This is a genomic window from Paenibacillus stellifer, from assembly GCF_000758685.1.
Taxonomy (GTDB): domain Bacteria; phylum Bacillota; class Bacilli; order Paenibacillales; family Paenibacillaceae; genus Paenibacillus_AQ; species Paenibacillus_AQ stellifer.
In genome coordinates, this window is sequence record NZ_CP009286.1 from 5313830 (window position 1) to 5338592 (window position 24763).

General features: G+C 59.1%; 19 protein-coding genes. 5 read left to right on the forward strand and 14 right to left on the reverse strand.

What is annotated here, in order from left to right:
* Window positions 1–422: 422 nt before the first annotated feature.
* The 3 genes from PSTEL_RS24365 to cls all read right to left on the reverse strand — a co-directional run bounded on the left by PSTEL_RS24365 (window position 423) and on the right by cls (window position 3761).
* Complete coding sequence (locus tag PSTEL_RS24365) at window positions 423–893, reverse strand: GNAT family N-acetyltransferase (RefSeq protein WP_038699377.1); 471 nt, start codon at window positions 891–893, stop codon at window positions 423–425.
* Between the two features lie 109 nt (window positions 894–1002).
* Window positions 1003–2073, reverse strand: coding sequence for a type 2 isopentenyl-diphosphate Delta-isomerase (gene fni / locus PSTEL_RS24370; protein ID WP_052098938.1), 1071 nt, complete (start codon window positions 2071–2073; stop codon window positions 1003–1005).
* 179 nt (window positions 2074–2252) lie between these two features.
* Window positions 2253–3761 (reverse strand): cardiolipin synthase, encoded by a 1509-nt coding sequence (cls, locus tag PSTEL_RS24375; RefSeq protein ID WP_038699379.1) that lies wholly within the window; start codon window positions 3759–3761, stop codon window positions 2253–2255.
* 234 nt (window positions 3762–3995) lie between these two features.
* Between cls and PSTEL_RS24380 the strand changes: the two genes are divergently transcribed.
* Together PSTEL_RS24380 and PSTEL_RS24385 are read left to right on the forward strand one after the other, a co-directional pair.
* Complete coding sequence (locus PSTEL_RS24380; RefSeq protein ID WP_052098940.1) at window positions 3996–4907, forward strand: TetR/AcrR family transcriptional regulator; 912 nt, start codon at window positions 3996–3998, stop codon at window positions 4905–4907.
* A gap of 82 nt (window positions 4908–4989) precedes the next feature.
* Window positions 4990–8220 (forward strand): efflux RND transporter permease subunit, encoded by a 3231-nt coding sequence (locus PSTEL_RS24385; RefSeq protein ID WP_038699381.1) that lies wholly within the window; start codon window positions 4990–4992, stop codon window positions 8218–8220.
* A gap of 263 nt (window positions 8221–8483) precedes the next feature.
* Here PSTEL_RS24385 and PSTEL_RS24390 read toward each other — a convergent pair whose 3' ends face one another.
* A complete protein-coding gene (locus PSTEL_RS24390; protein ID WP_038699383.1) occupies window positions 8484–10103 on the reverse strand; it encodes a gluconokinase in 1620 nt (539 codons plus the stop codon).
* Between the two features lie 216 nt (window positions 10104–10319).
* Entirely contained in the window at window positions 10320–11012 is a 693-nt protein-coding gene (locus tag PSTEL_RS24395) for a TorD/DmsD family molecular chaperone (protein WP_038699385.1), read from the reverse strand.
* 317 nt (window positions 11013–11329) lie between these two features.
* Between PSTEL_RS24395 and moaA the strand changes: the two genes are divergently transcribed.
* Entirely contained in the window at window positions 11330–12331 is a 1002-nt protein-coding gene (gene moaA, locus PSTEL_RS24400) for a GTP 3',8-cyclase MoaA (protein WP_038699387.1), read from the forward strand.
* Here the strand turns inward: moaA and PSTEL_RS24405 are convergent.
* A complete protein-coding gene (locus PSTEL_RS24405) occupies window positions 12328–12954 on the reverse strand; it encodes a LysE/ArgO family amino acid transporter (RefSeq protein WP_038699389.1) in 627 nt (208 codons plus the stop codon). The two genes, moaA and PSTEL_RS24405, sit on opposite strands and share 4 nt — an antisense overlap.
* A gap of 206 nt (window positions 12955–13160) precedes the next feature.
* Between PSTEL_RS24405 and PSTEL_RS24410 the strand changes: the two genes are divergently transcribed.
* Window positions 13161–14675, forward strand: a complete 1515-nt coding sequence (locus PSTEL_RS24410; RefSeq protein ID WP_156995957.1) for an aminotransferase-like domain-containing protein — start codon at window positions 13161–13163, stop codon at window positions 14673–14675.
* 63 nt (window positions 14676–14738) lie between these two features.
* Here the strand turns inward: PSTEL_RS24410 and PSTEL_RS24415 are convergent, their stop codons facing one another.
* The 5 genes from PSTEL_RS24415 to mobA all read right to left on the reverse strand — a co-directional run bounded on the left by PSTEL_RS24415 (window position 14739) and on the right by mobA (window position 20111).
* Window positions 14739–15695 carry an alpha/beta fold hydrolase gene (locus PSTEL_RS24415; RefSeq protein ID WP_038699399.1) on the reverse strand — a complete coding sequence of 319 codons (957 nt, stop codon included), beginning with the start codon at window positions 15693–15695 and terminating at the stop codon, window positions 14739–14741.
* A 158-nt stretch (window positions 15696–15853) separates the two neighbouring features.
* On the reverse strand, window positions 15854–16909 hold the full coding sequence (locus PSTEL_RS24420) for a sensor histidine kinase (protein WP_038699401.1): 1056 nt from the start codon (window positions 16907–16909) through the stop codon (window positions 15854–15856).
* Window positions 16906–17580, reverse strand: coding sequence for a response regulator transcription factor (locus PSTEL_RS24425; protein ID WP_038699403.1), 675 nt, complete (start codon window positions 17578–17580; stop codon window positions 16906–16908). The genes PSTEL_RS24420 and PSTEL_RS24425 overlap by 4 nt, the downstream gene beginning before the upstream one ends.
* The gene (locus PSTEL_RS24430) at window positions 17510–19393 is read right to left on the reverse strand and encodes an ABC transporter ATP-binding protein (protein ID WP_038699405.1); all 1884 of its coding nucleotides are present in this window, start codon (window positions 19391–19393) and stop codon (window positions 17510–17512) included. The genes PSTEL_RS24425 and PSTEL_RS24430 overlap by 71 nt, the downstream gene beginning before the upstream one ends.
* 61 nt (window positions 19394–19454) lie before the next feature.
* A complete protein-coding gene (gene mobA / locus PSTEL_RS24435) occupies window positions 19455–20111 on the reverse strand; it encodes a molybdenum cofactor guanylyltransferase (protein ID WP_052098945.1) in 657 nt (218 codons plus the stop codon).
* A 148-nt stretch (window positions 20112–20259) separates the two neighbouring features.
* Here mobA and PSTEL_RS24440 point away from each other — a divergent pair, with 148 nt between their 5' ends.
* A complete protein-coding gene (locus PSTEL_RS24440; RefSeq protein WP_052098948.1) occupies window positions 20260–21483 on the forward strand; it encodes an MFS transporter in 1224 nt (407 codons plus the stop codon).
* 186 nt (window positions 21484–21669) lie between these two features.
* On the opposite strand, the gene PSTEL_RS24445 is transcribed toward PSTEL_RS24440, so the two are convergent.
* From PSTEL_RS24445 to PSTEL_RS24455, 3 genes are read right to left on the reverse strand one after another with little or no spacing between them, the layout of a single operon-like run.
* A complete protein-coding gene (locus tag PSTEL_RS24445) occupies window positions 21670–22557 on the reverse strand; it encodes an ABC transporter permease (RefSeq protein ID WP_038699409.1) in 888 nt (295 codons plus the stop codon).
* Complete coding sequence (locus tag PSTEL_RS24450) at window positions 22554–23498, reverse strand: ABC transporter ATP-binding protein (RefSeq protein WP_038699411.1); 945 nt, start codon at window positions 23496–23498, stop codon at window positions 22554–22556. Before PSTEL_RS24450 ends, PSTEL_RS24445 begins: the two co-directional genes overlap by 4 nt.
* A complete protein-coding gene (locus tag PSTEL_RS24455; protein ID WP_038699413.1) occupies window positions 23495–24718 on the reverse strand; it encodes a hypothetical protein in 1224 nt (407 codons plus the stop codon). Before PSTEL_RS24455 ends, PSTEL_RS24450 begins: the two co-directional genes overlap by 4 nt.
* Window positions 24719–24763 lie beyond the last annotated feature (45 nt).

Below are 24763 nucleotides of genomic sequence, written 5' to 3' on the forward strand. Positions count from 1 at the left end.
GCCGAAATGCTTCAAATATCACAATATATAGAGGAACACCAGCCATCCGATCTATATATAGAGAACACCTTGGCAACCTCGCTTATTCCTCCCGTGTCCACCTTTTAAAAGACACTTATCGCCATTTGTCCTCATATCATGGACTCCACAGCAAACACGCCGGTCCTCCGCTTATTTCTTCTTATAAAATGTCCGGAAATGCCGATTCCTTAAATTCCTTAAATCTGCCTCACACATCCCGCACGACCCGCGCATCTCACATAACCTACAACCTACACATCCCGCACATCCCGCACATCACGCGCAGCGCAGCGCATCACATGGACAAATAATCTCCTCGTCCACACGTCAACCCTTTTTATCGCAAAAAAATAACGGCTGCGCCCTTCATCAACCGCATCCGTTATCGCATATATGCTGGACTATAGCTCTTTGGACATTGTAATGTCTGTGACGCCGTAGCCCATTTTGGTATACAGCTGAAAAGCGCGCTGATTCTGTCCGAACACATGCAGCCCGATCTTGCTTACATTCATGGAGCGCGCCTTCTCGTCCAGCGCCTGCATGGCCTGTTTGCCATAGCCTCTGCCCTGATAAGGCTCGAAAATATAAATATCGTATATAAAGGCTTCGCGTCCGCGGCGGCCCTCCGTCACATTGAACCAGATGTAGCCAACCGCCGTTTCGCTCTCCTCTTCCACAACGGAGTACAGATACGCGCCATCCGTCTGAAGCCCTGACGGCAGAAACCCAGTCATCGCTTCCTTGGATTGCTTCAGCGCGTTGTCCGGCTCCCAGTCGCCGGATTTGACCTTCTCTTCGGCAAAGTCATTTGTGGACTGTCTGAGGAAAAATTGGAATGTCGCTTCATCCATTTGAACCAGTTTTATCATTGTATTCCTTCCTTATTTTCGTGATCATACCTGCCTGCGGGAAAAATGCGGCCAATGCCGCTTCGCCAAATCCCCTCGCACAGCGGCCGTCTGATGGCTGTATGGCAGCCTAAATGCGAACCAGCCGTGGCGTTCCCCGCAGCTCATCAACGGAGGAGGCACCGATGCCGAACATCGCCGTCCGAAGCTCCAGCTCGGTCTGCGCAAGCTTCGCTTCCAGCGCCTCCTCCGATTCCACGGCCGGGCCCAGCAGCTTACGGCCGAATCCGGCCAAATCTGCGCCAAGCGCCAACGCCTTCGCTGCATCGACGCCGCTATGCAGCCCGCCGCTGCCGATCAGCGCACCGTTCGGCGAGGCGGCGCGGACGTCCGCAATGCACTCGGCCGTCGGAATGCCCCAGTCCGCGAATGCTTCGGCCGCGGCCCGCTTCACCGGATCAGGGCTGCGGAACTTCTCGACCTGGCTCCACGAGGTTCCCCCCGCTCCGGCCACGTCGATGAAGGCGGCGCCGGCATCATAGAGCCTCTGCGCCGTATCGCCGTCGATGCCCCAGCCGACTTCCTTGATGCCCACCGGCACGTCCAGACTGCGGCACACCTGCCCGATCCGGTCCAGCAGACCGCCGAACGCCGTATCGCCTTCCGGCTGGAACACCTCCTGAAGGCCGTTCAGGTGCAGCACAAGCCAATCGGCCCCGGCGATATCAACCGCCCGCCGGCACTCATCTACGCCGTATCCGAGCGAGAGCTGTACCGCGCCCAGATTGGCGATGACCGGAATATCCGGCGCATAGTCCCGGACACGGAAGGTCGCGGTCAGCTCAGGGCACTCCACGGCGGCCCGGACCGAGCCGACGCCGAGCGCCCAGCCGCGCCGCTGGGCCGACGCCGCCAGCCGGGCGTTAATCCCGCCGGTCGCGGGACTGCCGCCGGTCATCGAGCTGATGAGCAGCGGCGTGCGCAGGCTGCGCCCAAGAAAAGAGGTCCGCAGCGTGATGCTGCCGAAATCCACCTCAGGCAGCGCGTTATGGCGGAAGCGCCAGCGCTCGAAGCCTGCGGTCACGCCCCGGCCCGCCACGTCTTCGTTCAGACATAAGCGGACATGCTCGATTTTGCGCTCGCCCGTAACGGGAGCGTTCGTCTCGGCCTCGCCGCCGACGCCGTGCGGCAATTGATTCATGATGCTTCCTCCCGTCCTTGACTCTGTGCAGAGTACATTATAACACATCGCGCAAGCGGAATATGCAGGCCTTGTCATTCCAGGCACAGTCCCCCAGCGCCATGCCCCACAAAAGGAAACGCCGAACAAACGGCTGCGGCGCAGCGTTCCTTCGGCGTTCTTTATGGCTTCCGCTCGCCCTACAGCAGCGGAGACATGAGGCGGGCTCCCGATTCCAGGAGACGGACCAGAAATTTCTTGTTCATAAACTTCTCGTGAATGATGAGCGAGGTGGACTGCAGATCCCGTTCGAAGTCCGACACGATGCGCTGGACGCTCTCCGTCTTCAGCAGCAGTGCGTTGACTTCGAAATTAAGATGGAAGCTCCGCATATCCATGTTGGCTGTCCCGATCGTGGCGATTTCGCCGTCGATGATGAGCAGCTTGGAATGGATGAAGCCTTTTTCATACTCGTAAATCTGGACACCCGCTTCCAGCAGCATCGGGAAATAGGAGTGAGAAGCCAGGAACGGAATCCACTTGTCCGGCTTGCCCGGGAACAGCAGGCGCACATCGAGGCCGGAAAGGGCGGCAACCCGCAGCGCCGTGTAGATGTCCTCATCCGGGATAAAATACGGCGTCGCGATCCACACCGATTTCTCGGCTGCGGTGATCATGGCGAAGAAGATATTTTTGAGCGACCGGCGCTCGTTGTCCGGTCCGCTGGCGATAATCTGCACCGCCCCTTCTCCCGAGGTGTAGCGCAGCTGAGGCGACAGGTAATCCTGCTCCAGAATCCGCTCTCCCGTCGTGTGCATCCAGTCCTGCAGAAAAATAATTTGCATTGTCCGCACCGCTTCGCCTCGCACAAGCATATGAGTATCCCGCCAGAACCCGTACGTTTTGCTCCGGCTGAGGTACTCGTCCCCCACGTTCAGACCGCCCATGAAGCCGACGTCTCCGTCGATCACGACGATTTTGCGGTGATTCCGGTAGTTCACCCGGCTGGAGAAAAAAGTCCGCGACGTTCCGTACGCCGCCACCTTCACGCCCGCATTCGACAGCTCGTTCAGGAAACGTTTGGAGAGCTGCAGGCTGCCAACGGCGTCGTACATGAAACGCACCTTGACGCCCGACCGCGCTTTCTCGATCAGAATCTGCTGGATTCGCGTGCCAATCTCGTCGTCGCGGAAAATATAATACTCCATATGAATATGGTGCTGCGCTTGACGAAGCTCGAGCAAAAGCGTTCCGAAGGTCTCCTCTCCATTGGTGAGCACCCGCGTCTCCGACGTGAAGGAGATCGGCGTCCGCGCCAGCCTCTGCGACATGCCGAGCAGCTTCCGCTGGGAAGAATTGAAGCTTGACCAGTCCTGATGCATTCGCAGCGCGTCATTCTCGATCCGCTCGTAGGCCATAAGGTCGCGCTGGGCTTTTTTATCATACTTGCGCCGTTTGAATACATTTTGCCCAAACAGAAAGTAGAACACAAGGCCCACGACCGGGATCAGGGCCAAGAGCAGAATCCAGGCCATCGTCGTCGACGGGTTCCGGTTCTCCATAAAAATCGCCAGACTGATCGAAACCACCGTCAACGTCGAAAAAATACTGATGATCGTCCCCCCGGTGCTGCCGAAAATGCCAAAGCCGAAATAATAAAAAGCAAGCAGAGCAGCAATAATGACGATCGACTGAATTCCTCTTCTCATTAGGGCATCCTACCTTTTCTCCGACAAAAAACTCACTGAAATGTCAAAATATATTGTACATGAAAGCCTGTCCTCTTCCTACTCAAACCCTGTTCAAAATTGCAAATAAGTCAAAACTGTAACCTCTTCGGCTACGTTTGTATCCCCGGAGAAATTATACTATAATCACATTTGACTTGGCAGTCAATATGAGAACCGATAAGTCAATAATATTGAAAAGGAGTTCCTTATCCAGTGAAATCTGCCGATCGAAAAATTGAGATCATCAAGACGGCCATGGAACTGTTCGCCCAAAAAGGAGCTTCGTCCACGTCCATGCAGGAGATCGCCGAGCGATGCGGCATTTCTAAAGGAAGCCTGTATCTCTTGTTCAAATCGAAAGAGGAGCTGGAAGAGAGCGTCTATCTGCACTGTTTCCGCAAGATCCGCGATCCTTTGCTCGCCCTTGAGCAGGAGACCAGCCTGTCTCCGAAGGATAAGCTGCGCAGCCAGGTGGAGGCTCTGCTCACCCACATGTACGAACTGCGCGAATTCCTCCAGCGGGTCGTGCGGGATATCGCGGAGAGCGATCCTTCGGAACCGCCGGCCTGGCTATGCCGGGTATTCGTGCCGCTGATCCGCCAGTTCGAGCGCCGGCTGGAGTCGGTATACGGATCGGATATTCTTCCCTATACAGGAGAGCTGTGGATGCTCGCGCAGGGGATGATCGAATCGTATATCCGGGTGATTTTTCACCCGGGGTCCCCGCTTACGCCGGCGCAATCGGCCGATCATCTGATCCGGACGCTCGATATCGCCGCAGCGGGGCTGCTGGCATCCCGGCCCGATCCGCTTTTGTCCGCCGATATGCTGACCTCGCTGATCTCCACGGATGAGGACGATGCGCGAAGCAATCCGTTTCATCTGATCCGGCAAATCAAAGAGGCGGCAGCGGGCCTTCCCGACCTTACGCCGGAAGCTCGCGGCGACATCCGGGAGTCGCTGTCCATTCTGGAAAGCGAGCTGCTGAGCGTTCAGCCGCGAAGAGCGATCATCAAGGGCATGCTGCTCAATCTTCAGTCATGTCCCGGGCTGAGCACCCTTGCTTCGGAGCTTGAAATCCATATTACTCCATATGAAAGCCCCATTCTTTCGAAGCGGAGGTGAGACCAAACCGTCATCGTACACGTAGGTAGCAGTAGAGCTTTAGACAAAAAAAGATTAACTGGAAGGAGTGTTACCGTACCGCATGAAAAGCATTATTAATTTCTCGCTGCGGAACAAGTTCGCAATCTGGCTGCTGACCCTTATCGTTGTGTTCGCCGGCCTGTACAGCGGACTGACCATGAAGCAGGAGACGCTGCCCAATATCAGCATTCCCTATCTCAACATCACAACCATCTATCCGGGCGCGGCTCCGGAAGGTGTCGTGAACGACGTCACCAAGCCGCTGGAGCAGCGGCTGCGCAACGTGGACGGCATCAAGACGCTGAACTCGACGTCCATGGAGAACGCCTCGAACATCACCATTGAGTTCGAGTACGGCACCAATCTGGACAACGCCACAGCGGCCGTCCGCGAAGCACTGAATGAGGTAACGCTTCCGGACGATGTCCAGAAGCCGCAGATTACCCGGTTCAGCCTCAGCTCCCTGCCGGTCATCTCCCTCAGTCTGGCGAGCAGCAGCCAGCAGGATCTGGAGAGCCTGACCCGGATTGCGGAGAATGACATCAGCCCGGCGCTGGAGGATTTGGACGGCGTAGCCTCCGTATCTGTAGCCGGCCAATACGTCAAGGAAGTGACGCTGAAGTTCAATCCGGACAAGCTGAAACAGTACGGGCTGACTGAAGACACCGTTAAGGGCATTATCCAGGGTTCCTCGATCCATGTGCCGCTCGGCCTGTTCGAGATGGAACAGTCCGAGAAGGCCGTAGCGGTTGACGGCAACATTACGAATATCGACGATCTCAAGAACGTCGCCATCCCGTATACGCCGGTCGGAGCCGGTGCGGGCGCAGGCAATGCCGGGCAGGCCGCAGGTGCGGCGGGCCAAGGCATGAGTGGCGCAGGCGCGGCGGGAGCAGGTGCAGCTGCGAGCGGCGCTACGGGCGCGGCGGCAGGCGGTAACGCTGGAACGGCCGCCGGAGCCGGAACGGGAGCGGCCGCCAGCTTGGGCCTGCCAACCGTCAAGCTGTCCGAGCTGGCCACAATTGAAGTGACCGGACAGTCTGATTCCATTTCCCGCACCAACGGCAAGGATTCCATCGGCATCCAGATTATCAAGGCGAACGATGCCAACACCGTTGAAGTGGTGAACAAGGTCAAGGATGAAGTAGACAAGCTGAAAGAGCAGTATAAGGACGTGGATCTGACCGTGCTGCTCGACCAAGGCAAGCCGATTCAAGACTCCGTGCACACCATGCTGTCCAAGGCGGTCTTCGGCGCCCTGTTCGCCGTGCTGATTATTCTGCTCTTCCTGCGGAATATCCGCTCTACTATCATTTCCATCATTTCGATTCCGCTGTCGCTCCTGATCGCGGTTCTGTGCCTGCGGCAGATGGACATCACATTGAATATGATGACGCTCGGCGCGATGACCGTCGCAATCGGGCGCGTTGTCGACGACTCCATCGTCGTCATCGAGAATATTTACCGCCGGCTTACGTTAAGCGGCGAGAATCTGCGCGGCCGCGAGCTGATCAGCGCGGCGACGCGTGAAATGTTCGTGCCGATCATGTCCTCCACGATCGTCACAATCGCAGTATTCCTGCCGCTCGCTTTCGTAAGCGGCATGGTCGGCGAACTGTTCCTGCCGTTCGCGCTGACCATGGTCTTCTCCCTGCTCGCCTCCCTCGTCGTGGCGGTCACCCTCGTTCCGGCGCTTGCGCACTCGCTCTTCCGGAACGGGCTTAAATCCAAAAATGATCACGGCGAGAAGCCGGGCCGGATGGCGGCCGGATACCGCCGCATTCTGAACTGGTGCTTATCTCACAAGCTGATCACCTTCGGTACGGCGGTACTGCTGCTCGTAGGCAGCCTGTTCCTGATCAAGCCGATCGGCGTCAGCTTCCTGCCTTCACAGGAAGAGAAGAACGTTACGCTGACCTTCTCGCCGAAGGCCGGACAGACGCTGGAAGACGTGAAGGCGCTCGGCCTGAAGGCCGAGAAATACATCCTGAACCAGGAGCATGTCGATCAGATGCAATATTCGATCGGCGGCGGCGGAATGATGGGCATGGGCGGCGGAAGCAAGTCGGGCCTGTTCTACGTCACTTATGACAGTGACACTCCCGAATTCGACAAGGTCAAAGAGCAACTGATCAAAGGACTCCAGAAGGAAGTGCCGGATGGCACCTGGGGCGACATGTCCAGCATGGCAGGCGGCGGGCTCGGCGGCAGCTCTCTGACCGTCAATGTATTCGGCGACTCGCTCGAACAGATCAAGCCGGTGGCCGACCAGATTCTGGACACCGTCAAGCAGGATACGAAGAATTTCAAAGACGCGGAGACAAGCTTGAGCGAGTCTTACGGACAATATACCATCGTCGCCGATCAGCAGAAGCTGAGCTCACTCGGCCTTACGGCGGGGCAGATCGCCATGAAGCTGAGTTCTTCGGGCACTCGTCCCGTATTGACCGAGATACAGGTCGACGACAAGAACTATAACGTCTACATCGAATCCGATAAAGAGACGTACAGCAGCATCCAGCAGATGGAGGATGCCACACTGACTTCTCCGCTTGGCATTCCGGTCCGCATCGGCGATGTCGCTAAGATCGAGGAAGGCACCTCGCCGGATTCCATCACCCGCATGGACGGCAAAATGATGGTAAGCGTCACTGCGGAAATCACATCAAGCGATGTCGGCAGCGCCTCGAATGCCGTCAAGGACAAGGTGGACGCTATGAAGCTGCCGGACGGCGTCACGGTAACGTTCGGCGGCGTTACAGAGCAGATTAACGATACCTTCGGCCAGCTCGGCATCGCAATGGCTGCAGCGATCGCGATCGTCTACTTCGTGCTCGTGGTAACCTTCGGCGGCGGACTCGCGCCGTTCGCGATTCTGTTCTCGCTGCCGTTCACGATCATCGGCGGACTCGTCGCCCTGCTGATCGCGGGCGAGACGCTGAACGTGTCCGCGCTCATGGGCGCGCTCATGCTGATCGGCATTGTCGTCACCAACGCCATCGTGCTGATCGACCGCGTTATCCACAAGGAACGCGAGGGCCTGTCAACCCGCGAAGCGCTGCTTGAAGCGGGCGGCACCCGTCTGCGGCCGATCCTGATGACCGCGCTCGCCACGATCGGAGCTCTGCTCCCGCTCGTCGCAGGTCTTGAGAATAGTGCCGGCATCATCTCCAAGGGACTCGGCGTCACGGTTATCGGCGGCCTGATCAGCTCCACGCTGCTGACGCTCGTCGTCGTGCCTGTCGTATACGAGTTCCTGATGAAGTTCCGCCGCAAGCGGGTGGAAGACTAGGAACGCGAAGGCACGCTAGCAAACTGGTAAGACCCCTTTCGTGCAGGGAGGGCATTCATTCCGGACGGAACCGGCGTCCTCCCCACAAGATTACAGGCTTCGCAGCTAATGCTCCGGCCGGAGCTGCGGTTTACGGTCCGTTCTCTGTCGGAGCCTCAGTTCGCGCTTCTATAACAATAAGCCCATCTTCGCCAGCGGCGAAGATGGGCTTATTTGCGTTTTATCTGAAATCCGTGAGTCGATGCGCTTGCCTGGAGAACCCGTTAGCCGCGCACCTGCATGGAGGCCAGCTGCGGGAAGAGAGGCTCCAGCCGCCAGTACAGGTCCTTGAACAGCGGGTACAGCTTCTCGTACACCGCCCGGTTCGCCTCATTCGGAGCGTGGCTTCGGATGATTCCGATGTGTTCGTCGGCCTGCTCCAGCGAATCCACAGCCCCAAGCGCCTTCATCGCCACCAGCGCGGCTCCGTAGGCGGAAGCCTCGTAGCTGTCCGGCACATCAACTCGGACGCCCGCTATGTCAGCCAGCAGGCCGGTCCAGGCTGCCGAGGAGGCGAAGCCGCCCGAAGCAAGCAGCCGTTCAGGCGGTCCGGCCAGCTCCTTCAGCGTCTCAGTCACGCCTTTCACCGCAAGCAGCACGCCTTCGAGCACAGCGCGGGCGAAGTGGGCCCGCCCGTGATGCAGCCCCGCGCCGGCGAAGACGCCGCGCGCATCCGGGTCCCAATATGGCGCGCGTTCGCCGGTCAGATAAGGCAGGAACACCAGGCCGTCCGCGCCGGCCGGCACTGTCATTGCCATTCCGATCAGTTCATCGAATGTCTGAGGGCCGTCTTTGGCGTAGCCCTGCTTGCCGGGCCCGATCACGACATGGTTCCGGCCGCGCCGCTGCCTTCTCTCCGGCTGGCCCCGGAAGCGGGAGTCCGCCCCCGCGCCTGACGGAGCCCCGTCCAAGAACTGCTCCTTGAACCAGCGCAGCGCAATCCCGCCGTTGTTCGTCGGCCCCCCGATGAGCCAGCGCTTCTCGTCAAAAGCATAGCAGAACGTCCGGCCCTGCGGATCGATCAGCGGCTCGGACGCGAACCGCCGCACCGCGCCGCTGGTTCCGATCGTCACAGCGGTCCGGCCAAGGCCCGCCGCGCCGGAGCCAATGTTCGCCAGTGCGCCGTCGCTCGCCCCGACAACCCAGGGCGTATCCGGCGACAGCCCGCAGCTTTCCGCCATTTCCGGGTTCATCCCGCGCAGAACCTCGGTCACCGGAACGATTCGGCTGAGCCGTTCTCTGCCGATGCCGGCCAGTTTCAGGGCACGTTCCGACCAGTCTGTTCCGCTGACCTCCAGCAGTCCTGTAGCCGCAGCGAGAGACACATCGATGGCATACACCCCGAAGAGGTGGTGCAGCAAATACTCTTTGATCGAAATGAATTTAGCCGCCTTCTCAAACAGCCCTGGCTTGTTCTCCTTCCACCACAGCAGCTTGCAGAGCGGTGACATCGGATGAACCGGCGTACCGGTCAGTTTGTACAATTCCTCTGCTTCTCCGCTCTCCTTGAGCCTCTCCAGTTGGGGAGCGCTGCGGTTGTCCGCCCATGTAATCAGCTCGGTCAGAGGCTTGCCTTCCCCGTCCACCGCCATCAGGCTGTGCATCGCCGTGCTGACACCTACCGCCTCAATATCGCCCGGCTTGACGGATGCGTTCTTCATCGCCTGACGGAACGCCTCCGCAACAGCCGACATAATGTCTTCCGGACGCTGCTCCGCCCTTCCCGGCTCGGGTACGAGAAGCGAATAGCCGGCTTTGCCGGAGCCGCGTATTTTACCATTCCGTTCGTACATAAAAACTTTAGTACTGGTCGTTCCGATATCCAAGCCGACAAAAAGCCCCATATCCTTCCCCCTCACCAGTTCTGCCACCATTATACCCGCATCAGGCGCTCCCATGGAAACAGATATGGGAAACTTGTAGATCGAGCTTCTGCGACCGGGCAGCAAGAGTAAGCGACAGAGGGCATCTCTATCCCGCCTCAGTGACAGCAAAAAGCCCTTCTTCCCCGAGGAAGAAAGGCTTGCGGTTTCTATTGGATAACAATCAGACGCAGACGGTCATACCGCCGCAGCGGCGCTCTCCATGGACGATCTCCAGGCTTGAAGCATGTGCAGATCGTACGGCAGGAATTCCTTCAGCATCCGGGCAAGCCCCCGGTACAGCGGGCTGTCCGTCGCTTCGTCCAGATGCTTGCAGAACTCAGGCGTCCACTGAAGCAGATGCTCCTGCAGGAAGCTCTCCTGCACGTTCAGCAGCTCCAGCGCACTTCTCGCCGAGAAGCTGTTAAAAAGCATGCGCTCATGCAGTTCGTTCATGAATTCAAGTTCGATGGCAATATGGTCATCCGACTCGTCCCCGCATTTCTTGAATACGATGCCGGCCGAAGCGTACAGGCAGGACAACACATTGCTGAACGCCTCCGACTCGCCGATCAGGGCGGCCTCTCTCGGCTGAACGCCCATCAGGGTCCCATCCTTCATCAGACGGTCGTACTCTACGCCTTCCTTCTCGCACAGCTCAACAAGCTCCTGGGGCTTCCGTCCGCACAGATACGATTTCACTTCGCGCCCGGCATCCCAAATTTCGGCGCCCTTGGCGATCTGCCGGTTGCGGCTCCACTGGGCAATCAGGGACAGAGTCGGTCTTCTGCCGAGGAAATCGGCGAACAGCTGATATATGAAACCCCTGGTTTCCAGCCAGCGGCCAAAGGCGTCGGGAACATTCAGGGAAGGAATGGTCATCATGGTCATTGGGAAGTCCTCCTTCGGATTGTCGGCGCGCAGACTGGCTGCGGCCATCCTTATTGTACTCGTTGCAGGCGATAATTAAAAGTTATCAGCCTTTTGCGTTTTTATTATACCCCAAATTGTAAGCGCTTTTTTTGAGCATTTTATGAAGTTTCTCCCCAATTGTCGCATTACCGTCAAATTCTTCCCATCCCTTATCCTGCCTCATGTTAAGATAAGAGAATCGCTGTCTTGTCTAGCAATTGACGGCGAACCGCTAAAATCATAAAATTTTAAATAATCATAACAACAGTATGCCCAGCGAAAGGGGTGCCATCGCCATGGAACTGCTGACAGACCCTTTTGGACGCGTTCACGACTATATGCGGATATCGGTCACGGACCGCTGCAATTTGCGCTGTATTTATTGCATGCCGGCGGAAGGCATGCAATTCCAGCCTCATGACGAAATTCTGAGCTATGAAGAAATCGCCTCGATCGTGAAGGCGCTCGCTCCCGCCGGACTGCGCAAAATCCGGCTGACCGGCGGCGAGCCCCTGGTGCGCCGCGATCTGGAACGCCTTGTCGAGATGCTGGCCGGCATTCCGGGCATCGAGGATCTCTCCCTGACGACGAACGGACTGCTGCTCCCCGGCAAGGCGGCATCCCTTAAAGCCGCCGGGCTCTCCCGGGTGAATATCAGCATCGACTCGCTCCGCCAGGAACGGTTCGCCATGATTACCCGGGGCGGTGAGGTGGCGAAGGTGCTGAAGGGCATCGAAGCCGCCCAGGCGGCCGGTCTATCACCGATCAAGCTCAATGTTGTGTTGATGAAAGGCATCAACGACGACGAAATCAAAGACTTTGTCGCCCTGACCCTGAACAACCCGCTGAATGTGCGGTTCATTGAATATATGCCGATCGGCAGCGCGACCGACACCTGGCGGCAGACCTATCTGCCGCTTGAGCGGGTGCTGGAGGCATGCCGGGAAGCCGGCTGGGAGACCGAGCCGGCCCATTCGTCGGCAGGCGGAGGACCGTCCCAGGACCGCCGCGTGGCCGGGGCCCAGGGCACCTTCGGCCTGATCCATCCCGTCAGCGAGCATTTCTGCGACAACTGCAACCGGCTTCGCCTGACGGCGGACGGCCATATCAAGGCCTGTCTGTACTGGTCGGACGAATATAATGTCCGCCCCCTGGCGGACGACCCCGAAGCCGTCCGCGCGCTGTTCCGCAAGGCGCTCGCCGGCAAGCCCCATAATCACGAAATGGCTCTGGCGCTTGAGAAGAAAGCGCAGAGCCATACCCCGACCGCCCGCCGCATGTCGCAGATCGGCGGTTAACCCGCCGCCAGGCGCAGCAGGCGAAGCAGGCGAAGCAGCATCATAACCGCCATGCCCCACAGCAGCAGCGCGGAGATAACATTCATACAACGGAGCAGCCTGCCCGAAGGGTCGGCTGCTCCCAGCATCCGGCCCGCCGCGGCCAGAGCCGCGAACCAGGCCCAGGAGACGAGGGCAGCGGCCCCCGCGAAGGTCCAGCGCTCCCAGCCGGCGTACTGGAGCGAGCTCGTCCCGATGACGCCCACGGTGTCCATCAGGGCGTGGGGATTGAGCAGCGACACCGACAGCGCGTAGAGCGCCTGTCCCCTCGGCGGCAGCGCAGCGGCCTGGCTTCCGGAGAAGCCGCCCCGCCATATTTTCCAGCCCATGACCGTCAGGAAGACGGCACCAACTCCATACAGAATCGGCGTCAGCCCTTTCAGTGCCAGAACGGCCAGCGATATGCCCCCTACCGATGCCGTAATCAACAGCGTATCGCATACGGCTGCCGTCAGCACAGCTGGCAGCGCCCTGAGAACGGCGGGCTGGGCTGCTCCCTGGTTGAATACAAAAATATTCTGCGCGCCAAGCGGCAGAATGAGGCCGATGGCCAATATCATCCCGTGAATGATTGCTTCTGTCATTGCCTGCTGTTCCTCCTTGGCCCGCCGCTGCCGGAGCGGCGAAAGGCCTGCGAATATGATCTTTACCGATCATACCGCCTGCCGGCCCGAGCCGTGACCATCCAAAACTGAAGACGGCCGCCCAACCAAGCCGGGCGGCCGTCTTTTGCTATGCTATACTGAAGGCAATAATACGCAGAACTCAGCCGCGAAGGAGCAGTGATCCCATGTCCCCCAGATTTCCGCTTCCGGAGCTTCCGGATAATGAAAGCTCAAACGGTAGAGAATGTCCCGGCCCGTTGCCGGACTGGACTCCCGACCTCTCCGGGCCGGTTCCTCTCTATAGGCAGATCGCCGCCTATATCCGGGGCAAAATCGGCAGCGGCAGCTGGCCGCCGGGCACGAAGCTCCCGCCGCAGCGCACGCTGGCGAGAGAGCTTGGCGTCAACCGCAGCACGGTAGTCGCCGCGCTTGGCTTGCTCGCGGAGTCCGGCCTCATCGAGGGCAGACACGGCGGCGGAACGGCCGTGACCCGGCCCGGGAACGGCGAAGGAGGCCGGGGAAGCTGGCTCGCCTACGTGGAGGAAGGCCGGCATTACCCGAACCTGCCGGCCATCCAGGCGATCAACCGCCTGGAGTTCAGCCCCGGGCTGATCCGGCTCGGCACGGGAGAGCCGGGCCCGGACCTGCTGCCCGGAACGGAAATGGCCGCCGTGATGGCGGAACTGGCGCAAGGCCCGCTGCCGCTGCCGTATGAGGAGCCGCTCGGCAGCCTCCGGCTCCGCCGGGCGGTCAGCGCGGAGCTGGCGCGCAGCGGCATTAACGCTGGTCCGTCCTCCATCCTGATCCTGTCCGGAGCGCTTCAGGGCTTCCAGCTGATCTCGCTCGGCCTGCTCCCCAAGGGCTCGTCCATTGTACTGGAGAAGCCTTCATACCTGTACTCCATCCACGCCTTTCAATCGGCCGGCGTCCGGCTGCACGGCCTGGCGATGGACGACCGGGGCCTGATCCCGGAAGAACTGGAGCCGGCGGCAGCCCGCACCGGGGCGGCGCTGCTGTATACGATCCCATCCTTTCACAATCCCACCGGGATTGTGATGGATCTGGAACGCAGACAGCAGCTCATGGAGAAGACTGACGCTCTCGGGCTTCCCGTTCTGGAGGACGGAGCCTATCAAGAGCTGTGGCTGGATGCCCCGCCACCCCCGCCATTGAAAGCGATGGACCGGAGCGGACGCGTGCTCCATCTCGGCACGCTGTCCAAATCGGCCAGCCCCGGGCTGCGGATCGGCTGGATCGCCGGGCCCGAGCCCGTCATCCAGCGGCTGGCCGACATCAAGATGCAGACCGATTACGGGGCAAGCTCCCTGTCCCAGCAGGCTGCTGCCATTTGGCTGGAGAAGGGTCTCCACGACCGGCATACGGAAACGCTGCGCATGAAGCTGCGGGAGCGGCGCGATCTGCTGCTGGCTCTCTTGGAGAGGCATTTTGCCGGACTGGCTTCCTGGAACCGCCCTTCCGGCGGATTCTATGTATGGCTCCGGCTGAAGCATCCGCTGCCGCTGCCGAAGCTGTTTCACGCGGCGCTGGCCGAAGGGCTGCTGCTCAACACAGGCGATCTGTACGACCGCTCCGACAGCCGGCATCTGCGCCTGTCCTTCTCATACGCTTCCCCGGCCGAGCTCGAGCGTGGGATCGCCCGGCTGGCGGAGGTGATCCGCCAGTTCGGCGGTCAGGTATGACGCCTGCCGGTTGTAAGTAGGCGATTCCAACACAACCAGCCAGCCGGAGACAGGCACGCCGCTTCAATCCGCTCTGTATAGCAGGCCCAATACGGATTGCACAACGGCCTGCGGTTTATGAATTGGGATCGAATGCCAGCTATCCTCTATGATCCTCTGCCGGGTTTGGTCCGTTAATTGCAGAAGTTCCCTCTGCGACTCTTTCCATGCCTCATTTTGCCTCCCGGCGGTCAATACCATGACGGGCATGTCAGGCCTCAAAGGGCTCGATTCGATGATCTGATCGGCGCTTACAGAAGTATGCAGAAATTCCAAATAGGCAGCTTTGTATGCATGATTCCTATATCCTGAAGCGGTCACTTTGTTTTGAATAGCGGGAGGCAATTTTCCCGTCCCGATATGCTGCTTCATAATGCGGGTCAATCCTATGGGTGATAATAAAAATCCGAGCCTTAGTCTTTTTTGATATCGCAGCTGCTCCTGCCTTCTTGAATGATTGAAATGTGACTCTATATATCTCTTTTCATGAGTTGAATCTACAAGAACCAGCCCGGATACCTCCTCCGGATATTGGGAAGCGAACAGCCTCATGATCAGCCCGCCAAATGAATGACCGACGAGCAGGTATGGAGGTTCCAGCTTTTTTTGGGCAAGAAGCCTCCTTAAATCCTGAACATAATTGGCACAGGTTGGTTCCTCCATAGTCTGGGTGCTCCAACCGAATCCGGCCCGGTCATAGGCCACAACTCTCGTATATTTAGCCAGTGCAGGTTGAACCAATGACCAATCCAAGGCACTTCCGCCCATTCCCGATTCCAATATAATCGTCGGTAATATGCTATCGCCCCTTCCACTCACAATGGCATGAAGGCTGCGCCCGCCAATTGAAATGATCTCCCCCGGAGCTTTATGTTTATGCAGTGAACGCATGGATAAAACGGCTTGAATTACGGTCATCGGAAATCCAAGCACAGAGATCGTTGCACGAAGTACCTTCTCTGAAGGACGAATCAGGGTCATAGGTCACCTCTCTTCTTCACTCTCCCCACATGATAGGGAAAATATTTTCAACAAAAAAGAGAAAAACCCATGCCCTAATTTCCTATTTAGCGCACAACTTATTTACGGCTTTCGGATCTCGGCCCCCATGTAGATGAAGAGCGGGTAACCGCTCTCCCTTACCCCACCGGCTCGCCCGGCAGCGTGACCGTGACCCCCGTTCCTTCGCCGGGCCGGCTCTCGGCGGCGACTGTCCCTCCATGAAGCTCCACGATCTTCTTCACGAGGGAGAGTCCAAGACCGCTGCCTCCCCCGCCGGCGCTGCGCGCTTTGTCGGCTTTGTAGAACCGCTCGAAAATACGGGGCAGATCCTCTTCGGATATCCCGACCCCCGTATCGGCGACCTTCACCTCGATGTTCCGGCCGCTCTGCCGGGCCGTAACCGTGATCAATCCGTCCTTTGGCGTGAATTTAACGCTGTTATGCAGCAGATTGCTCCAAACCTGGCCGAGCAGATCCTCCGCTCCCGTCACCCACAGCTCTTCCAGCTCCGCCTCGACCTCGATTCCCTTTCCTATCCACTGCGGCTCGCACGCCAGAATCCGGCTGCGGAGCTGGCGGTCCAGCCTGTACAGCTTTCTCTCCGGCGGAGAACTGTCGCCCTCCAGCACCGACAGCTTCAACAGACTGTCGCTGAGACCGGACAGCCGCGCGCTCTCGGACTCGATAATGTCCAGGTAATGCTCCCGGTCCTCCGGGCTGATCCCTTCGCTGCGCAGCGCCTGGGCGAAGCCCCGGATCGACGTCAGCGGCGACTGGATTTCATGGGAGACGTTCGAAATGAAATCCTGCCGCATCGTCTCCATCCGGCTCAGCTCGCTGGCCATCTCATTGATTCCTTCCACCAGCTCGCCGAACTGGCCGTAACGCTCTGTGTTCTCCACAACTACGGAGAAATCGCCTTTGGCAATACGCCGAATCGCCTCCAGGACCGGGATGTAGAAGGCCCGTTCCCTGCCGCGGCCGATCAAGGAGAACACCCCGCCGATCAGAAGCACGATCAGGAATCCGAGCAGCACCGTCAGAAGCTGAGAGACGTATTTGGAGGACGGCGCCCCATAATGCCGATAAAGAGCATGCATGATGAAGTATCCCGCCGTCCATGTACCCGTTAATACCGTGAAGATAACCGCCATTCCCAGCACGGCCTTAAGAACCATAACCAGCTTCTTCATTCGGTTCCCTCCAGGCGGTAGCCCAGCCCTCTGACCGTGCGGATCACGAAGCCGTACCGTTCGCCCGGGAACCGCTCGCGCAGCCGGTTGATATGCACGTCCAGCGTGCGCTCATTGCCCTCAAAGTCATAGCCCCAAATCTCTTCGATCAATCTCTCGCGCGTCAGCGTCTGCCCCGGATAGCTCGCCAGCTTGAACAGCAGCTCGTATTCCTTGAGCGGCAGCGTCAGAACGCCTTCCTCGCTCTGAATTTCATACGTTTTGCGGTTCATCTTCAGCCTGCCTACAGTCACGCTCTGCGCCGAAGATATCTGGTATCGCTTGAGCAGCGCCTTCACCCGGGCGAGCAGCACCGGCGGCTCGAACGGCTTGACCAGATAATCGTCCGTGCCAAGCTCGAAGCCCTTGACGATCTGTGAGGTTTCGCCTTTCGCGGTCAGCATGAGCAGCGGCAGATCGGATTCGCGCCTCAGCTCCCGGGTCAGCTCCCATCCGTCCACATTCGGCATCATGATATCGAGGATGACCATATCAACCGTCTGGTCCATCAGGAAATCGAGGGCCTCCCTGCCGTCGGCCGCCTCGAATACCTCCATCCCCTCAGCCTTCAAAAAGACGGCCGCCAACTCGCGGATGTGCGGATCGTCGTCCACTACCAGAATTTTGGCCATGGCCGGTGTCCTCCTCTCTCTTGTCAAGCTCCGCCGCATCGGAACCGGCCGCATCGTCCGGTCCCGCCACCTGCAGCTGCTGGAGCGCGAATTCCCGGTACAGCTCATGTTCCCGCAGCAGCTCCTCATGCTTGCCTCTGCCCGTAATCTTGCCTTTCTCCATGAACAGAATCTGATCGGCATTCACGACCGTGGACAACCGGTGGGCGATCACCAGTGTCGTCCGTCCCCGCATCAGATTGGACAGAGCCTTCTGCACGACGGCCTCGGACTTGCTGTCCAGGCTTGAGGTCGCCTCATCCAGCATCAGAATCTTCGGATCGCGCAGCAGCGCCCGGGCGATGGCGATCCGCTGCCGCTGGCCGCCGGACAGCTTCACGCCCCGCTCCCCGACATCGGTATTGTAGCCGTTCGGCAGCTCTTCGATAAAAGCGTCGGCATACGCCATAGCGGCTGCCCGCTTCATTTCCTCCGGGCTGATCTCCCGGTCCAGGCCGTAGGTGAGATTCTCTGCGACTGTTCCGGCAAGCAGCGGACTCTCCTGGGAGACATACCCGATGCTCCCCCGCCAGGAGGACAGGGAGAAATCGTTGATCGACGTGCCGCCTAGCGCAATGCTTCCCGCAAGCGGCTCATAGAAACGCTCCAGCAATCCGAACAGGGTCGTCTTTCCTCCGCCGCTCGGCCCGACAATCGCGGTCACCTCGCCCGGACGAATTTCGCAGCTTACGTCGCGCAGGACGGGCTCCTCGCTTTTGTAGCCAAAGACGACGTTCGCAAGCGTGATCGGGAGATTTCCCCCGTCCTCTGCTTCCTTCCCTTCGTAGTGCTCTTCTTGATGATCCAGCGTCTCCATAATCCGTTCCGATGCGCCCATCGCCTTCTGAATCTGGGTGAAAAAGGTCGTCAGCTGCGTCAGCGGCATAACGATCTGGATCAGGTACAGAATGAACGCGACCAGTTCTCCGGCCGTCAAGGCTCCGCTTGACACCTGCATCCCGCCGTAGCCGATAATGACGACAAGCAGCATCATGAAGACGAGGGAGACGAGCGGGCTGATCCAGGCGCCGACCTTGCCCTCCCTGATGCCGAAGGCGAGCAGTCTGCCAATGCTGGCTCTGCCGGACTCATATTCCCGTTCCTCCGCCCCGGACGCCTTGACCAGCCGGATCTCCGACAGCACACCGCTCAGGTTGGCCGTGAATGACGCCGTCTCATCCTGCATGCCCTTCGAGATCCGGTACATCATCCGGCCGAGCGGCACAAGAATGAGCGCGGACAGCGGCAGCACGGTGAACAGGACGAGCGTCATTTTCCAATTGAGATAAAAGAGCACCGACACCGAGCCGACGATCGAAATCAGTCCGGTGAACAGGCTGGCGGCATGCTCCGAGACAAGCGTTTTGATAATTCCCGTATCGTTCGTCATCCGGCTGACGCTTTCGCCTGTACGGCTGTCGTTGTAATAGGAGACCGGCAGCAGCAGCAGCTTGCGCCACAGCCGCTCCCGAAGCCCCGCCACCATCTTCTGGCCGGCGTAATTCAGCAGGTAGACCGAGACGCCAGCTGCGATCGTCTGGGCGATAAAAGCGCCGGCTATGCCGGCAATCTGCAGTCCGCTGATCGAAGACAGCGCGAAGCCGTCGACCAGCCCCTTGGTGAACATCGGAATCACGAGAGAGACCAGCGTGGAGATCACGCTGAGCGTTATCGCAAGGACAAGCAGACCGTAGGGAGGCCTCGTCTCCTTGAGCAGCTTCAGAAAAGGACGAAGGGACTTAACGTCCCGGGATTTCGGATCGGCCTTGGCCATTGAAGTTCATTCCCTTCTTCACAAGTATAAGGACAACATACACCTTCCCTGTAAACTGGATTTAAACTCGAAAATCCCCCGCCTTCCGGTAGTCCTCCAGAGTGTTCATATTAAGCAGCGGTGAGGGGTGATCTCTCCGGGCGCCTGAACACAGGGACTCCGGCACCTGCCGGACGTCCAAATTCCGGAGCCAGTCCATGACCTTGAATCGGCCTGCGGCAAGCGCTTCTTCAAGGAACGGCAGCGCGTCCCGGCGATACAGCCCCAGGAGCGGCTGAAGCCGCCCTTCCGCCGACACCGGCAGAACAGCCTGCGGCCCGCCGCTTCCCGCTGCCGTGTCCGCTGCCGCGCGCGCTATCATGCAGCGCAGAAAATCCGCCGTAACAAACGGCAGATCGCATGCAACCGCTGCGTACCACTCCGCGGGCGAGTGCATCATCCCGGCATGAATGCCCGCCAGCGGGCCGCAGCCCGGGAAGCGATCCGGCGCCTGCGGAAGGTTCAGGAAGCGGTACTCCTCCCGCTCCTTCTCCCCGCAGGCGATGACGACCTGCGCTGCGACGCTCCGCAGCGCCCCGGCGGCCCGGGAAATCGACGGCATTCCGCCGATATCCAGCATCGCCTTGTCGGTCCCCATCCGCGACGACTGCCCCCCGGCCAGCACGATGCCCGCAATGAAGGGCGGCTGTTGTTTTTCACCTGTATGATGTCCGAGCAAGTCCCAATCCCCTCCAAAATTCCTATTTTACCGGAAAAATCCCATTTTGCTGGTTTGTATCCCTTTTCAACACATGATACAGTGAAGATAGCGGCGGCAACGCCGGTCCTGATTCAATGAAAGGCATTTGCAGGAGGAGAGCATCTCATTGCAGGCAAATAACCGAGTTCTATCTACCTTTGGATCGCTAAAATGGTTCAATTTTCTTGTGTACGGCACCATGGTGTTATTCACCAGTTACTTTCAGCTCTACCTTCAGGATGTCGGCATGAACAAAATGGAGATCGGGCTCTTGCTGTCCATCGGCCCGTTCGTCTCGATCGCCGCCAATCCGTTCTGGGGAATGTGGACGGAACGCTCTCAGAATATCAGGGTTATCGTGCTGCTGATGCTGGCCGGAACGCTGCTGTTCTCCCTGCTCATTTTCCGGGCTAATACATACGAAACAATCTATATCGCGATGATTCTGTTCTACTTCTGCCAGACCCCGCTGTTCGCCCAGAGCAACACGCTCGTGCTGAGCTACACGGAAGGAGACGCCCGGCGGTTCGGCTCCCTGCGGCTGTGGGGTTCGCTCGGATGGGCAATCACAGCCATCGCTGCAGGCCCGATCGTGCAGGCAGCCGGTGTGCCGGTCCTGTCGTACCTGTTCGCCGGCATGCTGGCCCTGGCCATGCTGTCGCTTGCCTTTCTGCCAAAGCTGCAGCAGCCCGCCCTGACGTCACCGAACCCGTTCCGGGGCTTCCGGCTCGTACTCGGAAATCCGTACTTTCTGGTGTTCATCCTGTTCGGTGTTCTCGTCTCGATTCCGAATACGATCAACACGACCTTCATGCCGTTGTATATCAATGACATGGGCGGATCGAAGACGATGGTCGGACTGGCCGTATTTCTCTCGTCGATTCTGGAGTTCGGCGTCTTCTGGCTGTGCAGCCGATACCTGCGCCGCAATATTGCGACCCTGCTCGGCTGGCTGGCCCTGGTCAGCGTCCTTTTCGTTCTCCGCTGGTGGCTGATGGCCCGGTCCACCACTCCGCTGGAGGTTGCATTCATTCAAATTCTGCATTCCGTTACGTTCGGCGGATTCTTCTTCGTTGGAACCCAGCTGACCATGCTGTTCGTGCCGGCCCCCGTCCGTTCTTCGGGCCAGATGCTGTTCACCTTATCCTGGGGCGGCATTTCGGGCATGATTGGCGGCATTCTCGGCGGCTGGCTGTTTCACTATCTCGGCGCCCAGAGCATGTACGAATTCTGCCTCTTTCTCGCCTTGATCGGCGCGCTGGGGTATGGCGCGATGTGGCTGTTCGTCAAGAGCGGCAGCTACCGGCCGGTCTCGGCCGGGAATGAAGAAGCGGAAGACGAAGAACCCTGAGTCAGCCCAAAGTCGTCTCACACGCGGCGCAGCCGTTTAAACCATAGCAGGGTGGACTGCCAGGCCAATTGGCCAGAGCGGTCCACCCTGTTTGATTTGACACCTAATCAGGGCTTCTCATGCGCCTTCATCGCCGCCTGACCGCCCGCATTTTCCTCACGCGGTTATCCCAATCTTAACATATTTCTACAGGTCCTTGCTCTGAAAACGCCATAGGCCGAGCCCTAGCATCACGCCCGTGTAAATCAGCGTATACGCCAGAAATGCCGGAGACGGTGCGTTCCCGACGCCGAACACGGACAGCATGCTGTCCATTCCGAATCCAGCCATTTCCTGGATGCCTGACAGGTTGAACAGCCGATCCAGCATCATCCGCTGCACCCCGTCTGTTGGCATAACGAGCATGAGCAGACCCGATATCTGGTTCAGCGTTGCGAACGCGCCTTCCTTAAGCGAAGCGAACTGGCTCGATACTTTCTCGATCATTCCGCCCAGCCAGCCTGCGCCGTACAGCATCGTCATCAGTACACCGTTGCCGATCGATGACAGGAATGTCGAACCCAGCATCGAGACGCTAACGAGCAGCGGAACGAGAAGCGCATACAGCAGATAAGCGAGCAGCAGCGACTGCGGATCACGCGGAACGGCGACGTGGAAGGATGATATCAGCAAAATCGAGGCGAACAGCAGCAGCGCATACAGCATGCAGAAGCTGACATATCCAAGCCAGCGGCCCAGATACCATTTCCAGCGCGGAAGCGGCCGGGGCAGGAGTGCCTGCATCACACCGATCTCCGCCTCCCCGGACACAGAGGAAGAGGAGCTGAAGATCGACAGAAACGCCACGACAAAGGTGCCGAAGAAGAAACCGAGTCCAAGCACGAACAGGCCGCCCCCATACCGCTCAATCAGCCTCCCTGGATCATCCGCCGGGAGGCCGGCGCCAAACTCTCTGCCGATCGTCGACGCGATGAACCAGAATGTGATCAGGAAGACGGCAGTCAGGATGAGCGTCAGAGTCAGCACTCTTTTGCGAAGCAGCTCCTTCCAGGTCATTTTCCAAATGATATTCATGCCCGTTCCCCCCTGTGGTTCTTGCCGGCCAGCTCAGTGACGAACCATTCCTCCAGCCGTGTCTGGGCCCGGGCGCTTTCGTACAGGATAACGCCTTGTTCGATCAGCAAATGATGCAGCCAGCCGGCCTGCTCTTCATCCACGATCTCCGCTTCCAGCACCGCCGCTCCGTCTGCCTGCGCCCCGGACATGACAATCTTCAGCCCGGTCTCCTCCCGCAGCCATTCCAGCAGGCGCGGTTCCCAGCCGCCGACACGAAGCCGCCATACCGGAGACTTCCGCAGCACCTCGTCCACCGTTCCCTGACTGAGAATCTTGCCGTCGTTCAGCAGCGCTACCCGGTCGCACAGCATTTCGACATCCTCCATGAGATGGGAATTCAGGAAGATCGTGATCCCCCGCTCCTTCAGTTCTCTCATCAACCGCCGAACGTCGCCCCGGCCGATCGGGTCCATGGCCGAAGACGGCTCATCAAGGAACAGAATGCGAGGATCGCCGACCAGCGCGCAGGCGAGGCCCAGCCGCTGCTGCATTCCCTTCGAATAATGCTTCACCCGGTCGCGCGAACGCAGGCCGATGCCGACTTTGTCCAGCATCTCCGGCACACGGCGGGTGATTTCCTCCCGGGACAGGCCGCACAACCTTGCATGCAGCTCGACCACCTCGCGTCCGGTCAGCCATTCCTGATACCGGTACAGCTCCGGCAGGTAGCCGATCATACGCCGGGCCGCCAGACTGCCGATCGGCTCTCCAAACAGCGAAGCCCGGCCTTCCGTAGGGAAGGTCAGGCCGACAAGCATTTTAACGCAGGTGCTCTTGCCTGCGCCGTTGGGACCGAGGAAGCCGAAGGCTTCCCCTTCCCTTACTTCAATATGGATGTCGCTGCAGCCGCGGCCATTCGGATACCGCTTCGTCAGCCCCTCCGTTTTGATCGCGATCACGGCTCGACCAGCTCCCCTAGTTTGTCGCGGAACGCCTGGCCGATTTGCTCAGCTTGACCGCCGGAGCCGTTGGATACCGTAGCTGTCGTCATGATGCCATCCTTAACCCAGATCGCATTCCAGGAATGATAATGGTCACCATACGAATTTTCGGTCAAAATGACGGGAACTCCATCAATCTCAAGCCGTGCCGATTGCCCCTCCGTCATGACGGGAAGCGGAAGCTCTCCGTTCTCCAGCAGGTTGCCGGCGCTAAGGCTGTTGCGCAGCGCTTCCGGCAGCAGCGGGAATTGCAGCACGGTGTCCAGCGCATCCTGGACATCAACGGAAGGATCGACCTTGACCTTCGGCGCTTTCATCTGCGATATTTGAACGCCTTCGCCAATGCCGTCCAGCTTGACCATATAGTTCACAGCCGGTTCGGTAACGAGCGTGACCTCCTTTCCGTCAACCGAGGACGGGAACAGCTTCGTGGCTCCAAGCTGCCTCATCGTCTTATTGATTTCCTTCACATTCAGCTTAAGGGAAATCTCCGAGTCCGCCGAGACATAGAACGTATCACCGTCACCCGCCTGCGACTCCGGCAGCAGCTTCACGCCGGTCAAGGCCTCCGCCTGATCGCGGCTGTATCCGCCGCTCTGGGTGCCGGTCTTCACCCGGAATTCCCCGTACCGGTTGATCTGCTCGTCCGTGACGCCCGACTGGAAGACACTGTTGAACAGCTGCTCCATATCGGCTTGGTTCACCTCGGTCACCTTCTCCATCCGGAAGGTGCCGAGAATCGATGCCAGCGCCTTGCTTCCGGCCGGGGTAACGGTTACGGCCAGCACAGTCGCCGCGACTACTGCGGCTGCCGTCCAGCGGCGCATCCGCCCCTTTCTTACGCGGCGCGCTGCGGCAGGCGCTTCTTCCTTCTTCATTACGGCGGCGGGTCCGCTCACGGCAGCCGCTTCGCCGGAAGCCAGGCGGCTGTCCGCTTGAAGCCGCAGGTCCCGCGGCATCTCTCCGGCAGCATCCGCCTTCACTAGTTCCTCCGCTGGAGCCGGATAAACGGCTTGCTCCGCCCGCAGCCCTTCCTGTCCAGCTTCCATGGCCCGCCGTTCCAGCGCTTCCCATGCTGCGGAAGCCGGCTCCCGCTCCAGTGTCTGTCTTATCCGCTCCCACGCCTTGTCGGTGACACCTGCGTCCGTCATTTCAAATTCACAATCTGATGTCGTCATCTGCGATAAGCCTCCTTATGCCTGATCTATGTGCGGCCGATACCG

Excerpts from the sequence above, each read along its gene's own strand:
- PSTEL_RS24385 (WP_038699381.1), top strand. The coding sequence starts at position 4,990 with ATGAAAAGCATTATTAATTTCTCGCTGCGGAACAAGTTCGCAATCTGG.
- PSTEL_RS24410 (WP_156995957.1), top strand. The coding sequence starts at position 13,161 with ATGTCCCCCAGATTTCCGCTTCCGGAGCTTCCGGATAATGAAAGCTCA.
- PSTEL_RS24405 (WP_038699389.1), bottom strand. The coding sequence starts at position 12,954 with ATGACAGAAGCAATCATTCACGGGATGATATTGGCCATCGGCCTCATT.
- PSTEL_RS24415 (WP_038699399.1), bottom strand. The coding sequence starts at position 15,695 with ATGACCCTGATTCGTCCTTCAGAGAAGGTACTTCGTGCAACGATCTCT.
- moaA (WP_038699387.1), top strand. The coding sequence starts at position 11,330 with ATGGAACTGCTGACAGACCCTTTTGGACGCGTTCACGACTATATGCGG.
- PSTEL_RS24445 (WP_038699409.1), bottom strand. The coding sequence starts at position 22,557 with ATGAATATCATTTGGAAAATGACCTGGAAGGAGCTGCTTCGCAAAAGA.
- PSTEL_RS24395 (WP_038699385.1), bottom strand. The coding sequence starts at position 11,012 with ATGACCATGATGACCATTCCTTCCCTGAATGTTCCCGACGCCTTTGGC.
- PSTEL_RS24430 (WP_038699405.1), bottom strand. The coding sequence starts at position 19,393 with ATGGCCAAGGCCGATCCGAAATCCCGGGACGTTAAGTCCCTTCGTCCT.
- PSTEL_RS24425 (WP_038699403.1), bottom strand. The coding sequence starts at position 17,580 with ATGGCCAAAATTCTGGTAGTGGACGACGATCCGCACATCCGCGAGTTG.
- PSTEL_RS24365 (WP_038699377.1), bottom strand. The coding sequence starts at position 893 with ATGATAAAACTGGTTCAAATGGATGAAGCGACATTCCAATTTTTCCTC.
- fni (WP_052098938.1), bottom strand. The coding sequence starts at position 2,073 with ATGAATCAATTGCCGCACGGCGTCGGCGGCGAGGCCGAGACGAACGCT.
- PSTEL_RS24390 (WP_038699383.1), bottom strand. The coding sequence starts at position 10,103 with ATGGGGCTTTTTGTCGGCTTGGATATCGGAACGACCAGTACTAAAGTT.
- PSTEL_RS24455 (WP_038699413.1), bottom strand. The coding sequence starts at position 24,718 with ATGACGACATCAGATTGTGAATTTGAAATGACGGACGCAGGTGTCACC.
- PSTEL_RS24420 (WP_038699401.1), bottom strand. The coding sequence starts at position 16,909 with ATGAAGAAGCTGGTTATGGTTCTTAAGGCCGTGCTGGGAATGGCGGTT.
- cls (WP_038699379.1), bottom strand. The coding sequence starts at position 3,761 with ATGAGAAGAGGAATTCAGTCGATCGTCATTATTGCTGCTCTGCTTGCT.